This is a genomic window from Granulicella sp. L46 (genome assembly GCF_009765785.1).
Taxonomy (GTDB): Bacteria; Acidobacteriota; Terriglobia; order Terriglobales; family Acidobacteriaceae; genus Granulicella.
Map to the genome: position 1 here is coordinate 76,989 of NZ_LMUT01000003.1, position 16,210 is coordinate 93,198.

The following is a 16,210-nucleotide window of genomic DNA, read 5'->3' on the forward strand; positions in this document are numbered from 1 at the left end:
CCCGTCGCCGCCGGTCATCTCCAAAGCCATCGCGCTCACCCCCGCCACGCGAAGCCTCTCGCCGTCCGCGCAGGACCTACATTTGCGTGCGTCGCGCTGGCCACTTCCAGTCATTGATCTCTGGACGGTCGATGCCGTTCTCGTTCGCGTAGCAGATCGAGTCAATGATCTGGTCCTTCAGCCACTCCTTGGTGTGCGCCGCCGTCACTTGCAGCGCGGGCACACGATCGATCACGTCGATGGCCAGGTTGAAGCGATCAATCTGGTTGAGGATCGCGAGCTCCAGCGGCGTGTTGATGTTCCCCTTTTCCTTGTAGCCGCGCACGTGGAAGTTATCGTGATTCGTCCGGTTGTACGTGAACTTGTGAATCAGCGCAGCATAGGCATGGAAGTTGAAGATCACCGGTTTGTCCTTGGTAAACAAGCCGTCGAACTCACGCTCCGATAGACCGTGCGGATGTTCCGTGTCGGGCATCAAGCGGAACAGATCCACCACATTGACAAACCGTATTTTCAGCTCCGGGCAACGTTCGCGCAGAATGGCCACCGCAGCCAACGCTTCCGCCGTTGGAATGTCCCCCGCACATGCCATCACGACGTCCGGCTCAACGCCCTGGTCGTTGCTGGCGAAATCCCAGATGCCGATGCCCTTGGTGCAGTGGTCGGAAGCCTTATCCATCGGTAGATATTGCAGGTGCAGCGCCTTGTCCGCGACAATCACATTCACATAATTCGTGCTGCGCAGACAGTGGTCGGCCACGCTGAGCAGGCAGTTCGCATCCGGCGGCAGATAGATCCGCGTGACCGCCGGGCTCTTGTTCGTCACGAGGTCGAGGAAGCCTGGATCCTGGTGAGTAAATCCGTTGTGATCCTGACGCCATACCAGCGACGTGATCAGCAGGTTAAGCGACGAGATCGGTGCCCGCCAACGCAGCTCCAGCTTGCTCTTCTCCAGCCACTTCGCATGCTGGTTGAACATTGAGTCGATCACATGCACAAAGGACTCATACGTCGCGAATAATCCATGCCGTCCCGTCAGCAAGTAGCCTTCGAACCAACCTTCGAGGGTGTGTTCACTGAGCATCTCCATCACGCGGCCATCGGTGGACAAAAATCCACCGTCATCATCCGAGGGCAATCTTTGTTCAAGCCACGTCTTTTCGCTCGCCGCATAAATTCCGTCTAATTTGTTCGAAGCCGTCTCGTCCGGCCCAAACACCCGAAAGCTCGTCATGTTTTTTCGCATCACCTCAGCGAGAAACGTGCCGAGAACACTAGTCGACGACGCCTGAATCTTGGCCGGGTCTTCCACCTTAACGGCATACGCGCGAAAATCAGGAAGGTCCAGCGGCTTGCGCAGCACGCCACCATTTGCGTGCGGATTTCCGGAGATGCGTCGCGTACCCTTGGGCGGAAGTTCGCGCAGCTCGGCTATCAGCGCACCGGTATCATCAAACAACTCTTCGGGACGATAGCTCTGCAGCCATTCTTCCACCAGCCGCAGGTGCTCCGGATTGCTCTTCGGATCGAGGATCGGCATCTGGTGTGCGCGCCATGAGCCCTCCAGCTTGTGTCCGTCGACCTCCTTCGGACAAGTCCAGCCCTTGGGCGAACGCAGCACAATCATCGGCCACCGTTGCCGTTCCACGGCCGTTCCCGCCGGCGCCGACCGCGCCTTCTGCTGGATCGCTCGAATCTCGAGCACACATTGCTCCATGACGTGCGCCATGTTCGGATGCATGATTGCCGGATCTTCGCCCTCAACGTAATACGGCTTCCAGCCATAGCCAATCAGCAGGCTGTTCAGCTCCTCATGCGGAATGCGCGCGAGGATCGTGGGGTTTGCGATCTTGTATCCGTTCAGGTGAAGTATCGGAAGCACCGCGCCGTCAGTGATCGGATTGAGAAATTTATTGGAGTGCCACGAGGTCGCAAGTGGTCCCGTCTCGGACTCGCCATCTCCGACCATCACCGCCACAATCAGGTCAGGATTATCGAACGCCGCGCCGAATCCATGCGAGAGGCTGTATCCCAACTCACCGCCCTCGTGAATCGATCCCGGCGTCTCCGGCGTGCAATGGCTGCCGATTCCACCGGGAAACGAAAACTGCTTCATGAACTTCTGCAGGCCTTCAAGATCCTGGCTGATCGCCGGATAGATCTCCGAATAGACACCCTCGAGGTAGCTGTTCGACAAGGTTGCAGGCGCCCCATGCCCCGGCCCCGAAATGTAAATCGTATCGAGATCGTACTTCGTGATCAGCCGGTTCAAATGCACCCACGTAAAGGTCTGGCCGGGATCGCTGCCCCAGTGGCCGAGCAGTCGATTCTTGATGTGCTCGGGCTTTAGAGGCTCGCGCAGCAGAGGATTCTTCATGAGGTACAGCATGCCCGCGCACAGGTAGTTGCAGGCGCGCCAGTAAGCATCCATTCTGCGCAGTTCATCCGCGCTCAACGGTTCGACCTGAGATTCCATTGGCTCCGCTACTGCGTGGACAGAATTATCTGTGTTCATAAGTTCCCCGTTCTCACGATGTTTGTAGGTTGGACGTTGATACCTTCGCTGGTTGACAGTGCTTGCCTTCGAACATCGCAGCTATCTGTGTGCGGCTTGCCGCGCCATCTGTTCCACATGCACGGCGATCATTTGGTCTTCGCGGGCAGGAACGACAAGGACCGCGGTGGGAGAATCTTGTGAACTGATACGTTGGATGCCGCCCGCGGCCGCCTGGTTGAGCTTTGGGTCGATATTCACGCCAAGCGCCGCCAAACCACCCAGAATTTCAGCTCGCGAATTTGGATCGTGCTCGCCGATACCGCCCGTGAACACGATCGCGTCCAGCCCTCCGAGCAGCCAACTGAACCCACCGAACGCCTTTGTCACGCTGCGGGTAAAGATCTTCAGCGCCAGCGTGGCGCGCATATTTCCGTTCGCCGACGCCTCGCGCATCGCCTTTACATCGTTCTCCATTCCACTCACCGCTACCATGCCCGACGCGTGATTCAATAGCGCTTCCACCTGCCCCGCTCGGTCACCCGGAGGCGCCTCGCGCAGCAGATAGAGCACCAGGCCCGGGTCAAGATCGCCTGGCCGTGTCCCCATCACCACGCCGCCGGTCGGCGTCAGTCCCATCGTCGTGTCCACGGAAGATCCATCGAGCAACGCGGTGACGCTGCAGCCGCTGCCCAGGTGCGCAATCACCATCCGCCGAGGGATATCGCCGGCGCGCTTCAACTGGCGCACGATCGACTCGCAACTCAGACCATGAAACCCATACCGCCGCACGCCGCGCGCAGCATACTCGGGCGGCAGCGCATAGGTGCTCGCCTCTGCCGGCATCGTCTGGTGAAACACCGTATCGAAGCAGGCGTAATGCGGCAGCGTCGGAAATTTCTTTATGAAGGCGCGAATCATCAACACCGCCTCAGGATCATGCAGCGGCGCAAACTCGCTTGCCGCCTCTAGATCAGCCAACACCTCCGGCGTGATCCGCACATGTTCGCGCAGCTTCGGTCCTGGGTGCACCACCCGATAGCCAACCGCCTCAAACGTTGGCAGGCAGCTGCCCGATACCACGTCGAGCACTTCGGCGATCGCTTGCTCCACGCCGTGGATCCCAACCTTTTTCGTCGCCGACTTCTCCGCGCTTCCGCCGACTGCATGAATCGCCAGCGTGCTTTCGGCTTCTCCGATATCGCTGAGTTCTCCCTCGAACAACGAGCGTGGGGTAATCGTCGGCGCGTCTCCGCCCACGGGGGTCTGCACCTCAAAGATCGAAAACTTGATCGACGACGATCCGCTGTTGATCACCAGTATTTGCATCGTGCGTACCTGCCTGCCCGCGCGTTGACTTGAACTTGCTGCCGCAAACCGCCGGCTTCGTGTCGGCGTTCACATTCCCATCACAACATACGAGGATTACATCACGATGACGGACGATCCAGCTTCCGTCTCATCCTTCACCGCCACGAGCGCCTTATTGGCTTCGTCCAGCGAGAAAGTTACCACCTTTGGCTGGATCGCCAGCTCCTGCGCAATCTTGAGAAAGTCTCGCGCGTCATCTCGCGTCATATTCGCGACGCTGCGAATCTGCCGTTCGCCCCAAAGCAGCTTGTCGTAGTCGAAGGCCGGCATGGAATCCAGGTGGATCGCGTTGATCGCCACTACTCCGCCTTTGCGCAAACTGGACAACGCATCCACGACGACCTTGCCGGCAGGCGCAAATGTGATCGCGCGATCCAACTCCACCGGCGGTTTCTTGTCCTCGGCGCCGACCCACCTCGCTCCCAAAGATTCCGCTGTCTTGCGATGACTCTCGCCACGCGTTACCACATACACTTCGCAACTCCACGACTGCAGCACGCGGATTGCCAGCGCCGCCGAACTACCGAACCCGAAGAGCCCAACGCGCTCGCCCGGCTGAACACCCGCGACGCGCAGACTGCGAAATCCGATGATGCCCGCACATAGCAACGGCGCCACATGCACCGGATCGAGTCCCGGCGGCAGCGGATACGCAAAGTCCGAACGCACCAACACGTACTCTGCGTACCCTCCGTCAATCGTGTAGCCCGTGAAGGTCGGATGATCGCAGAGGTTTTCCATCGCGTGTTTGCAGAACCAGCAGTCGCCATCTACGCCGCCCATCCACGACACGCCAACGCGCTTTCCCACCGGCATCTCCACGGTTGCTCCCTCGACCACCTCTCCCACAATCTGATGCCCCGGAATCAAACGATTTTTCAGCTGCGGCAGATCGCTTTCGACGATGTGCAGATCGGTGCGGCACACGCCACACGCCAGCACGCGCAGCAACAGGTGTCCCGGCTGCATCTCAGGGCGCGGCACATCCTCGATGCGCACAAACTCTCCCGGCGAACGGACGGCTCCATCGAAGACGGCGGCTTTCATCAGAACGAATCTCCTGGGAAGCGAAGGATTGCCCGCGAGATCTCACGCGGCTTTACTCACTCCGTTGGATGCCGATGGACGCTGTACGGCGCGACGCTCCCATCACAAGTCGCCGTTATCCGTTCGTCTCCGCCCACACATCGACACCACCATCACCCTTCGGAGACAAGCCAATCCTCGGAACCAGCAGCTGGAAGATCAGCAACGAGACTACATAGGCCCCACTCGCCATCGCAAAGATCACTAGCGGATGGAGCGAGAGCATGTGCGAGACCAACACCGTAAAGAGTGCTCCGCCGAGAGACCCTACCGCTCCGCCGATACCCACCACGGTCGACACCGAGGTCGACGGAAACATGTCCGTAGGTGTCGCGAATAACGTCGCCGACCAGCCTTGGTGCGCTGCGGCCGCCAGCGCAAACAGCGCCACCGCCGGCCACGCATTGTGTGCAAACACCTTGTGCATGTGCGGAACCAGCATCAGCGGCAGCACGCATAGGGAGGTGACCAGCATCGCAAACTTGCGCCCGCTGTTCACGGTGTGGCCGCGCTTCATGCGCAGCCCCGAAAGGCCTCCGCCCAAAAACGATCCCACCGACGAAACCGCATACACCACAACAATCGGCCAGTACGCCTGCTTCAAACTCAAACCGTAGTTGTCGTTCAAATACATCGGCAGATAAAAAAGATAGAACCACCACACCGGATCGGTAAGCCCTTTTGCAATGGAGAACGCATACAGCCCGCGGTTGCGCAGGAGAATCCCATAGAGCTTCTTACCCGTAACGTTCGGCACCACGCGCCGCAGATCCGCCTGGGTCGTGGTCAAGCCGCGACGTAACCGGTTGTATGGAAACGCCAGCCACAGGACCAGCCAGCAAAGTCCCATGCCGCCAGTGGCGAGGAACGCGGCGCGCCAGCCGCCAAAGTGCAGCGTCACGAGAGGCACAATCGCCGGCGCAATAAAGAATGCCGCGTTCGCGCCGGAGTTGAACAGCCCGATAGCCAGCGCGCGATCTTCGCTGGCAAACCATTCGCTGGTCGCCTTGATCGCCGCAGGAAAATTGCCCGACTCGCCCAGCCCCAAACACGCGCGCGCGATGCAGAAGCCAAGGACCGAATGCACCAGCGAATGGCTGATCGACGACAGCGCCCACACGCCGATCGCCACCGCGTAGCCGACCTTTGTGCCGAGCCTGTCGATGAACGGCGCTGCGACCAGAAAACCCACCGCGTACGCAATCTGGAAGCACTCGACGATGTGCCCATAGTTGAGGTGATACCCCGACTGATACGCGGCGCTCACGCCCGGAAGCCAGCCCATGAACGGCAAGTGAAGCAGCGGCTCGATCAGCGAGAGGACCGATCGGTCCATGTAGTTGATCGTCGTCGCCAAAAATAGCAGCAGGCATACAAACCAGCGAATGTTCGACTCAGCGGGACGCGAGGTGAATTGCTGGTCGTCTGATCTAGAAACTACAAGGGACATTTTGTTCGAACTCCACGGAATGCAATGAAGTATATCGAAGGCACACTACGATTGGCTGCAAGCATCCGCGCGCCACTTCTTGCGTCCGAAATTTCCGCAGTCGCTACTGATTCACGCCGCTTGCAAGATATCCGCCATCCACCGTAAGAATCTCGCCGGTCACAAACGATGCTGCGTCAGACGCAAGAAACACCGCCGCGCCCGCCACCTCTTCCAGACGGCCGAAGCGGGCCATCGGTGTGCGAAGAATCTCTTCGCGGCCGCGCGCCGTCGTGAACAGCAGCTCGCGATTGAGGTCGGTAGGAAAGATTCCCGGCGCGATCCCATTCACGCGCACGTTCTTCGCCGCAAACTCTACCGCCAGCGACCTCGTCAGTGCGGCAACGCCAGCCTTGCTTGCGCCGTACGCTGCCACTTCGTGAAACGCGACGAAGCTTGAAAGTGAAGCGATGTTGATGATGCTGCCGCGTCCCTGCTCCAGCATCGTTCGGCCAAAGATCTGGCAGGCCCGCAGCGTGCCAGTTAAATTCGTATCGAAGATGCGCTGCCAGGTCTCTTCCGGACAATCGATCGTCGGCAGGCGCGCTGTAATGCCGGCGGCGTTCACCAGGATCTCCACGCTCCCAAACTCCTGCAGGACGCCAGCATGCAGCGCCTCCAGGCTATCCCGCTGCAAGACATCCGAGCACAAACGCAACGTGCGCCGGCCCTCCGCTTCAATGGCCGCAGCGACCTCCTCTACCTGCTCGCTGCGTCGTGAGCTCGCCACCACATTCGCACCGGCGCGCGCCAGACCCAACGCAATCTCGCGCCCTAGCCCGGACGTTCCACCCACCACCACGGCACATCGTCCGGACAGATCGAAGGTGCTGGTCGATCGATCATTCCTAGGGGTCTCCAACGAATTCAGCTCCTACAATCTCGCGATAGTGCGCGACCGTTGTGCCCCATCATAGCCGATCTCTCAGCGCCAGAGAATCGCGCGATCCTCGACGGCCGGCACTGCCCGGGTCGTGCATAGTTTGGCTGCCGCACGAATATCGCGCCGCTGATTGAGCATTGGATAACCCAACCCACCGCTCATTCGACTACTATCAATTCGTTGCACTGACGTCGACCAATCTGTGAGGGAAACATGAAGTTAGGAGCAAGGATTCTTTGCCTGTTGCTGGCGTCGAGCGGAGCCATCGCCCAGCACCCGGCGCGCTGGTCTGCCGAAAAGGCAAACGCGTGGTACGCACAACAACCCTGGTTGGTCGGCGCAAACTATGTTCCCTCCGACGCGATCAACCAGCTCGAAATGTTTCAGGCCGCGACCTGGAACCCGCAGCTCAACGACAAAGAACTTGGCATGGCGCAGGGCATCGGCATGAACACCATGCGCGTCTTCCTGCAGGATCAGCTCTGGCAGCAGGATCCCGAAGGCTTCAAGCAGCGCCTTGACGCCTTCCTCACGATCGCCTCGAAGCACGGCATCAAGCCCATCCTCGTGCTATTCGACTCCTGCTGGGATCCGAACCCAAAGCTCGGCCCGCAGCATCCGCCCATTCCCGGCGTGCATAACTCCGGCTGGGTGCAGAGCCCCGGCATGGCAGAGCTTACCGATTCGGCCGCCGAGCCGAAGCTCGAAGCTTACGTGAAGGGCGTCGTCGGAGCGTTCGCCAACGATCCCCGCATTCTCGCGTGGGATGTGTGGAACGAGCCCGATAATGGCGCCGATCAATATGGCCCTCAGCCGCACAAGACCGAGCGCGTCGACCATCTTCTCCCCCTCGCCTTCGCCTGGGCGCGCGAAGAGCATCCTACCCAGCCCCTCACCAGCGGCGTGTGGATAGGTGACTGGTCGCACCCCGACCGTGAGAGCGCGACCACAAAAATTCAGCTCGCCGAATCCGACGTCATCAGCTTCCACAACTACGGCTGGCCCGAAGAGTTTGAAGCGCGCATCAAGGAACTCCAACCCCTCGGCCGCCCCATCATCTGCACCGAGTACATGGCGCGCGGCGCTGGCAGCACCTTCGACAACAGCCTGCCCATCGCCAAGCAGTATCATGTGGCGGCGATCAATTGGGGCCTCGTCGCCGGCAAGACCCAGACCTACTATCCGTGGGACTCGTGGCAGCACCCCTACGTCCTATCCCAACCCACCGTCTGGTTCCACGAGGTCTTTCGCCAGGACGACACGCCCTACCGTCAGCATGAGGTCGACCTGATCCGCCAACTCACCGGCCGCGGAACACCCTAGCCGCAGCGCACCTGGAGATAGCAAACTGCCATGAACGAAGCGCTCAACCAGCTGCCCGCACCCTACGGTCTCGCACTCCGTCCGGCCTCCGCTTGCCGCTGGGACCTGGTTTCTCTCGGCGAAGTAATGCTGCGCTTCGATCCCGGCGAAGGCCGCATCGTTGGCGCGCGCAGCTTTCGCGTGTGGGAGGGTGGCGGCGAGTACAACGTAGCCCGCGGTCTTCGCCGCTGCTTTGGCCTGCGCACCTCCATTGCCACCGCGCTGGTCGACAACCCCGTCGGCCGCCTGGTCGAAGACCTCATCCTGCAAGGTGGCGTCGACACCTCGCACATCCAATGGTCGCCCTTCGACGGCGTTGGCCGCGATGCGCGCAACGGCATTTACTTCCTCGAGCGCGGCTTCGGCGTCCGCGCGGGCCTCGGCATGATGGACCGCGGCCACACGGCTATATCGCAGCTAAAGCCCGGCACCATCGATTGGGACGCACTCTTCGGCACGGAAGGTGTGCGAGTGTTCCACACCGGCGGCATCATGGCCGCGCTCTCGGAAGACGCGACCGAGGTTGTGCGCGAAGCCATCGCCGCCGCTCGCCGCCACGGCACGATCGTCAGCTACGACGGCAACTATCGCGCCTCGCTGTGGAAGTCTCGCGGAGGGCGTGAGCGCTCCGTCGAGGTCAACCGCTCCATCCTTCCCCAGGTCGACGTATTCTTCGGCCACGAAGGCGACGTAGCTGCAGCGCTCGGCGAGGATGCCCACCGCCCTGCCTGGCACACGCTCGACACCTTCGCGCCTATGGCGGAACGCGTTGTCGCCGAGTACCCGAACATCAAGGTCCTTGCCACCACCATCCGCCGCCCTCACACCGCGAATCGCAATAGCTGGAGCGCCTTTGCTTTCGCCGACAACAAAGCCATTGCCGGCGTTGCCTTCGAAGATCTCGACATCCTCGACCGCGTCGGCGGCGGTGACTCCTTCGCGGCCGGCTTGATCTATGGCCTCCTCAGCGGCAAGGATCTCGCCTGGTCGCTCAACTGCGGCATCGCTCACGGGGCGCTCGCCATGACCACCCCCGGGGACGCCTCCATGGCCACTCTCCCCGAGGTCGAGCGCCTCATGAGCGGCAGCCTTCCCGGCACGCTTCGCTGAATTCCCTCTGTCGCCAACCCACCCTGTACAATCGCAGGTACCACGACAAACGATTGTCTATCTCTTTGGTCTGATAAGCCTTGTATACTCAAGCGATTGTGAAGGACATTCCCAGACCGAACGTGAGATGGTTCGAGACCGAGCCACGGAGCGACGCATGAGAACGAAGCCGCCGAGTCCGCCAGACCCCGTTCTGCCTCCCAAGAAACGGACCAGCCTCAAGGACCTCGCCACGTATCTTGGCGTCTCGCAGACCACCGTCTCCTTCGTTCTGAACGATGCCCCCCTGGCCAAGAACCTGACCGAGGAAACGCGCCGCCGGGTCCATGAAGCGGCACGCAAGTTCAACTACCGGCCGAGCTACTTCGCTCTGAATCTTCATAAAACCGGCAGCGATTCGGTCGGCGTCATCGTCCCCGAACATAGCGAAGGTTACTTCACCGTCGTCATGGATGGAGTCGAGCGCTATCTCCTGCAGAAGCACTTCCTCTACTTCACCGCCTGCCATTACGGCAAGCAGAAGCTTGTCAAGGAGTACTCGGAGCTGCTGATGAATCGCGGTGCCGAGGGCTTGCTGCTGCTCAACACCAACGCCGACTTCGACACTCCGCTGCCCGTCGTCACCATCTCCGGCCACAAGGAGAAGGAGGGCGTCACCAACGTCTTCATCGACCACCGCGCCGCCGCTCGCCTGGCCATCCGCCACCTCTACGACCTCGGCCACCGCAAGATCGCCTTCATGAAGGGCCACCGCTCCGTCATGGACACCGACTTCCGCTGGGAGGCCATGATGCAGGTTGCCCGCGAATTCGGCGTCGAGCCCACCCCGGAGCGCACCGTGCAACTCGTGGTCGGCGGATGGACCCCGCAGATCGGCTACGAGCCCACCCAACGCCTGCTCTCCGCCACCCGCGACTTCACCGCCCTCATCTGCTTCAACGATACCGCCGCCATCGGCGCCATGCGCGTACTGCACGAGTCCGGCATGCGCGTGCCCAACGACGTCTCCGTCATCGGCTTCGACGACATCGTTTCAGCTGAATTTCATGTGCCGAGTCTGACAACCATCCGTCAGCCGCTCAAGCACATGGGCAAGCTCGCCGCCAGCATCCTGCTGGACCGCATCGCCAACCCCGCCGCGCAATACGCCTCCAGCATCCCCGTCAAGCCAGCACTCATCGTCCGCGAATCCACCGCACCGGTAGCACGCTAGAACCTCCCCTCCCGCTGGTACAATTTCCGGGCAGGTCAGGGTCGCCGCGCGCCGCAAGTTCACCAGCGAAGCACAAGTTTTGTATGCAGAGGAGTAAAGCAAAATGGTAATGACGCGCCGGGAATTCGCCCTGTCGATTGCAGCTGCAAGCAGCATGGGTTCTTCCTTATTCGACCCTGCGCTTTCCCCAATGGGTGTTCCCCGCGGCGTAGTTCCCGGTCGAGTCACCTGGGCACACGATCCGGCGGCTGTGAGCTGGGACGGAACAGGTTCCTGGTGGGCCGACGCCAACAACAACCAGGCTGCGATTGACCGCATGGTCTCCCGTTCCATCCGCGGTCTCACCAATCAAAAGAGCGACGCCCAGGCATGGAACGCCATCTTCCGCTATTTCAATCGCACTCACGATCGCGGCAACGTCGGATACAAGGCGGGCGAGAAAGTCGCAATCAAACCGAACCTGAACAACACTACGGATCATGGCACGATCGACCGTCTCAACTCGTCGCCCCATCTCATTCTTGCGCTCGTCCGCCAGTTGACCGGTCCGGGAAAAGTACCGCAAGCGTCGATCACCGTCTTCGACACCAGCCGGTTTATCCCAGGCAATCTCTACGACAAGATTCACGGTGAGTTTCCCGGCGTCGTGTTCGTAGACCATATTGGCGGCGACGGGCGACAGAAGGCCGAGTTCAAGGCCAACGCGATCCCCTTCTCGGTTCCCAGCCGCAATGCTTCGGGACTCGATACCACGGTCGTCGAGGCAACTTACCTAATCGATGCGGCACTGCTCAAAGGCCATGTGAGTTCAGGCATCACACTTTGCGCCAAGAACCTCTTCGGCGCCACCAGCATCAACCCGGACTGGCGCAAAAACGCGCACGACGGCTTCCCGCCTAACCACGACGGCTCGCCCAGTTACTCGGCATTCGTGGATTTTCTCGGTCACAAGGATCTTGGCGAGAAGACAATGCTCTTCATCGTCGACGCCCTCTATGGAAGCCAGAACGCGGATGGACCACCCATGCGCAAATGGAAGATGGCCCCGTTCAACGATGCCTGGCCAAGCAGCATCTTCATGTCGCTGGACGGCGTCGCAGTCGATTCAGTCGGCTTCGATTTTCTGACCTCGGAATGGCCTGAGCTTGTGGACATTAAGAATGCCGACAATTATCTGCGCGAAGCTGCTCTGGCGAATGATCCGCCTTCGAAGACGTTTTACGATCCTGAACGCGACGGCATCCGCTGCCGCAGTCTTGGCGTTCACGAGCATTGGAACAATGGAACAGACAAGAAGTACTCGGGCAATTTAGGAAAGGCGCATGGGATCGAGCTCTTCCAGGTAGGCTGATTGCGGAGCTGAGGGGAGCTACAGGGCTTCGCTGACCAGGAAAACGTTTGGCGTCCCCGACGGGATTCGAACCACGTGTTTACACCATGAGTGTGGTGTCGTCCTGGGCCACTAGACGACGGGGACATTCGCTTAAGGCATTCCTGATTGCTGCCTAAGCCGTTGCTGATTATAAGGGGTGGACATCCCCAACGGGCCTCGAAGCGCCCGTCCACCACGAAGGCGGGAAACAACCTGCTCTCCCTAGTCTCGCGGACGCAGGAGCATTTTGCAACTCACGCCACGCGGTGCTGAAGCGGATCCCAACACTGCCGCGAGGAGTGCATCGGCAAATTATCGCAGCAACCGCACATTCATCTTCAGCTGATACGCCACGGGTCTTCCGTCTTCCGTAGCAGGGATAAACTTCCAGTCCCTTGCCGCTTGCACTAACTCCGGATCGCTTCCCGGTGCCAGCATCCTCGCCGCTTCCACCTTGCCGGCAGCATCAATCGTTAGCAGAACGGTCTCCACTCCCTGTGCTAACGACTGCTCCGATTCCGTCGGTGGCGGCCTCCACATCAGAATTGCCTTTGGCTCCTTATCCGCGGCATAAAGCCCCGTCGATCGCTCGTCCTTTACGAGCACCGGGCCCTCGTGCCCACTCACTCCCAGAGCACCGTACATCATCCGGCCACCGTTCTGCTGCGACGGATCTGACTTCAGATACTCGTACACCGCAGGCCTCTCCATCCACTTAGGCGGCAGCGCCGCAGACGCCACCTTCGCCACCTGTGTCTCGATTCCGCGCGCACGTGCCGCCATCATCGCTGCCTTCACTCGCGCCACGTCGCCAGCCGGCCACGCACGCTCCAATTCTGCCCACGCCCGTTCCTGCCTGCCGCTGTACAGGTAAGCCCACGCGATTTCCAGCACCGCCGCCTTTGTCTTCCGCAGCCGAACCTCGTCCTCAGTCCGAACCGAGCCGGAGTTGAGCTGCCCGTCGCTGCTTCGAAACTCCTCCAACTCCTTCGCCGTCACGCCGTCACGCAGCGCTGCAATCTGATGGTCATACAGCGCGCGGTACCACGCACTCACGTCGAGCAGCCGTCCGTGCTCAAACCGCAGCGCCAGCACCGGAGGAGACGTGAAGTCTGCACGTTCCAGCCCGTCAAAACCCTCCACCGCCCCCGCATCCGTCGTCCAGATCGCCACCTGCCCATTGAACTCCGCATCGACCGCTCGATACGACTGTCCGCCCGTGAGCGTCAGCAGGTGCCGCGGCTTCCTCTCCATCGACCAGATCTCATAGTGCGCGTTCCAGTCATCCTGCGCGGGCCGCACCACAAAGGCAGCCACCGGCACGCCTAACCCCAGGTCGGCTCCAAGCACGTCGATATCCACCTGCGCTGCCGTCTGCACCACCACCGCCCTCTCGTTGCCCCAGCGCAGCACCGCTTCGCAGGCTCGAGTGGCAAATCCTCCGTTCCTGACCGCACCTACGCGCAATGTCACGGCAGTCGGAAAACTCGCCTCGAAGTGCCCGGTTCCCCGGTCGCACACCACTTGCCGCGACTGCGCCCATCCCCCGCTCCATGCCACACAGATCAGCAGCACCACCCACTGCTTTGTCGGTCTCATCTTCCGTCTTGCCTCCCGCGGGCGTGGACACACGCTCCACCGGCCCGCTTCCGAGCGCGATCGAAATGCAGATCCACTGAAGCATAATCGAATCATTCAGGAAACGCTTTGCGCAGGGTGGTGGCAGAAACCTGTCAAGCCCCCGAGGCCTCCCAATAACGCCAAAACCCGCATGAACACTAGCGATAAATCTTTCCCAAACTTGGCATAGTTACCCCCTCCAACTAGCTACAATTGAAGTAGTGCCTCTTCCAATCCGTCCCCAATCAGCAGTCGCGTGCACACCTCCGCGCGCTAAATTGCGGAACACTCGCTCGAATGCGCGGCTAAAGTCTTTAGAAGGGTACTTTTACCCTTAAAGTCTCTGATTGGCCTACTTTAGGAGCCATTCCAAGCGTACCCAAGTCATACTTTTGCCACCTAACTCGTTTGCAGAGACTACTTTGGGGACAAAGTATGGGGGAGGGGGTGGGGGGGGGTGCCTCCAACGCTCAACCTTCGCGTGCAACAAAAAACCCCGCTTGCGCGAGGCTTTGCTGCTTCAACAAATTTTCAGCGACTCAATGCTTCCCTTGCGCGCTCGCGATCTTCTCTTCGGCGACGCGCGTCACGGCATTGGCCTCGTCATACTTGGCCTGATCGTCGCCAGCTTGGTCCCAAAGCTCCTGACCATGCTGGAGCTCAGCCTGAGCCTCGGCGGGATCAATCTCATCAGGATGCAACGCGGTCTCCGCCAGGATGGTCACCCGCTCCGGCAGCACCTCCGCAAAGCCCCAGGCCACGAAGAAGGTCTGCTCGCCAGCCGAGCCGCCATGCAGACGCACCTCGCCCGCACCCAGCTCCGCCAGCAGCGGCGCCGCGCCGTACAGCGTCTCCATGTAGCCCGACATCGACGGTAACTCGACCGCCGTCGCCGTAGCATCCAGCAGCACCCGGTCCGGCGTTACCAGCCGTACCGTCAGCAGCCCCGAATTGTTTCCAGCCTCAGCCATGGTTAAGCCGTCGCCTTCAGCTTCTCGGCTGCCGCGAGTACATCCTCGATGCCGCCCTTGAGATAGAACGCCTGCTCCGGAATATCATCGTGCTTGCCTTCGATGATCTCCTTGAAGCTGCGCACGGTGTCTTCGACCTTCACATACGCTCCAGGAATGCCGGTAAAGATTTCGGCGACATGGAACGGCTGCGAGAGGAAGCGCTGCACCTTGCGGGCGCGCGACACGGTGAGCTTGTCCTCTTCCGAAAGCTCGTCGATACCCAAGATCGCGATGATGTCCTGCAGATCCTTGTAGCGCTGCAGGATCTTCTTCACGCCCTGCGCAACATCGTAGTGCTCCTGACCAACAATACGTGCGGACAGGATGCGCGAGGTCGAGGTCAGCGGATCGACAGCCGGATAGATGCCCAGCTCCGACAGCGGACGCGACAGAAGCATCGTTGCGTCGAGGTGGGCGAAGGTGGTTGCCGGCGCCGGATCGGTAATGTCGTCGGCAGGTACGTACACAGCCTGTACCGAAGTGATGGAGCCCTTCTTCGTCGAGGTAATGCGCTCCTGCAGCTCACCCATTTCGGTGGCAAGGTTCGGCTGGTAGCCGACGGCCGAAGGCATACGCCCAAGCAGCGTCGAGACCTCGGAACCCGCCTGCGTGAAGCGGAAGATATTGTCGATGAACAGCAGCGTGTCCGCACCCTCTTCGTCGCGGAAGTATTCAGCGACGGTCAGGCCGGTCAGTGCGACGCGGAGACGCGCGCCCGGCGGCTCGGTCATCTGGCCATAGATCAGCGCTGCTTTGCTCTTATTGAAGTCGTTGATGTCGATAACACCCGACTCCTGGAACTCATGCCAGAGATCGTTGCCCTCGCGGGTACGCTCGCCGACGCCGGCGAACACCGAGAAGCCACCATGCTGCTGGGCAACGTTGTTGATCAGCTCCTGAATGACAACGGTCTTGCCCACGCCAGCGCCGCCGAACAGACCAATCTTGCCGCCCTTCAAGAACGGCAGGATCAGGTCAACAACCTTGATGCCGGTCTCGAACATCTCCTCCGAGGTCGACTGCTCGTCGAACGCCGGCGCTTGCCGATGAATAGGCATCCGCACCTTGGTGTTCACGGGACCAAGCTCGTCCACAGGCTCGCCAAGGACGTTGAGCACGCGGCCCAGTGTCTCGCGGCCTACCGGCACCGTGATCATCCCGCCGGTGTCGATGGCCTTCATGCCGCGCACCAGGCCC

At 60.6% G+C, this 16,210-nt stretch carries 12 protein-coding genes and 1 tRNA gene; 4 read left to right on the forward strand and 9 right to left on the reverse strand.

Features of this window, described 5'->3' with window-relative positions; translation table 11 throughout:
• Window positions 1–76 precede the first annotated feature (76 nt).
• From GSQ80_RS01260 to GSQ80_RS01280, 5 genes are all read right to left on the reverse strand, one after another.
• Window positions 77–2,476, reverse strand: a complete 2,400-nt coding sequence (locus tag GSQ80_RS01260; protein WP_254059383.1) for a phosphoketolase — start codon at window positions 2,474–2,476, stop codon at window positions 77–79.
• A gap of 120 nt (window positions 2,477–2,596) precedes the next feature.
• Entirely contained in the window at window positions 2,597–3,823 is a 1,227-nt protein-coding gene (locus GSQ80_RS01265) for an acetate/propionate family kinase (RefSeq protein WP_158785704.1), read from the reverse strand.
• A gap of 96 nt (window positions 3,824–3,919) precedes the next feature.
• A complete protein-coding gene (locus GSQ80_RS01270) occupies window positions 3,920–4,912 on the reverse strand; it encodes a zinc-dependent alcohol dehydrogenase family protein (RefSeq protein WP_158785705.1) in 993 nt (330 codons plus the stop codon).
• Window positions 4,913–5,027: 115 nt separating this feature from the next.
• Window positions 5,028–6,401, reverse strand: a complete 1,374-nt coding sequence (locus tag GSQ80_RS01275) for an MFS transporter (RefSeq protein WP_158785706.1) — start codon at window positions 6,399–6,401, stop codon at window positions 5,028–5,030.
• A 103-nt stretch (window positions 6,402–6,504) separates the two neighbouring features.
• Window positions 6,505–7,311 (reverse strand): SDR family NAD(P)-dependent oxidoreductase, encoded by an 807-nt coding sequence (locus tag GSQ80_RS01280; RefSeq protein WP_371315678.1) that lies wholly within the window; start codon window positions 7,309–7,311, stop codon window positions 6,505–6,507.
• Between the two features lie 225 nt (window positions 7,312–7,536).
• Between GSQ80_RS01280 and GSQ80_RS01285 the strand changes: the two genes are divergently transcribed.
• The 4 genes from GSQ80_RS01285 (at window position 7,537) to GSQ80_RS01300 (ending at window position 12,359) form a co-directional block, all read left to right on the forward strand.
• The gene (locus tag GSQ80_RS01285) at window positions 7,537–8,646 is read left to right on the forward strand and encodes a cellulase family glycosylhydrolase (RefSeq protein WP_158785708.1); all 1,110 of its coding nucleotides are present in this window, start codon (window positions 7,537–7,539) and stop codon (window positions 8,644–8,646) included.
• Between the two features lie 30 nt (window positions 8,647–8,676).
• The gene (locus GSQ80_RS01290) at window positions 8,677–9,795 is read left to right on the forward strand and encodes a sugar kinase (RefSeq protein ID WP_158785709.1); all 1,119 of its coding nucleotides are present in this window, start codon (window positions 8,677–8,679) and stop codon (window positions 9,793–9,795) included.
• Between the two features lie 157 nt (window positions 9,796–9,952).
• The gene (locus GSQ80_RS01295) at window positions 9,953–11,008 is read left to right on the forward strand and encodes a LacI family DNA-binding transcriptional regulator (protein WP_158785710.1); all 1,056 of its coding nucleotides are present in this window, start codon (window positions 9,953–9,955) and stop codon (window positions 11,006–11,008) included.
• A gap of 103 nt (window positions 11,009–11,111) precedes the next feature.
• Window positions 11,112–12,359, forward strand: a complete 1,248-nt coding sequence (locus tag GSQ80_RS01300; RefSeq protein ID WP_158785711.1) for a DUF362 domain-containing protein — start codon at window positions 11,112–11,114, stop codon at window positions 12,357–12,359.
• Window positions 12,360–12,407: 48 nt separating this feature from the next.
• Here the strand turns inward: GSQ80_RS01300 and GSQ80_RS01305 are convergent.
• The 4 genes from GSQ80_RS01305 to atpD form a co-directional block, all read right to left on the reverse strand.
• Window positions 12,408–12,485 (reverse strand) — tRNA-OTHER (locus GSQ80_RS01305).
• A gap of 207 nt (window positions 12,486–12,692) precedes the next feature.
• Window positions 12,693–13,979: a hypothetical protein gene (locus GSQ80_RS01310; RefSeq protein ID WP_158785712.1), complete on the reverse strand. Its 1,287-nt coding sequence runs from the start codon at window positions 13,977–13,979 to the stop codon at window positions 12,693–12,695.
• A gap of 560 nt (window positions 13,980–14,539) precedes the next feature.
• Window positions 14,540–14,971: an ATP synthase F1 subunit epsilon gene (atpC, locus tag GSQ80_RS01315; RefSeq protein WP_158785713.1), complete on the reverse strand. Its 432-nt coding sequence runs from the start codon at window positions 14,969–14,971 to the stop codon at window positions 14,540–14,542.
• A gap of 2 nt (window positions 14,972–14,973) precedes the next feature.
• Window positions 14,974–16,210, reverse strand: a 1,237-nt coding sequence (gene atpD / locus GSQ80_RS01320) for a F0F1 ATP synthase subunit beta (protein WP_158785714.1), incomplete at its 5' end; no start/stop codon positions are given.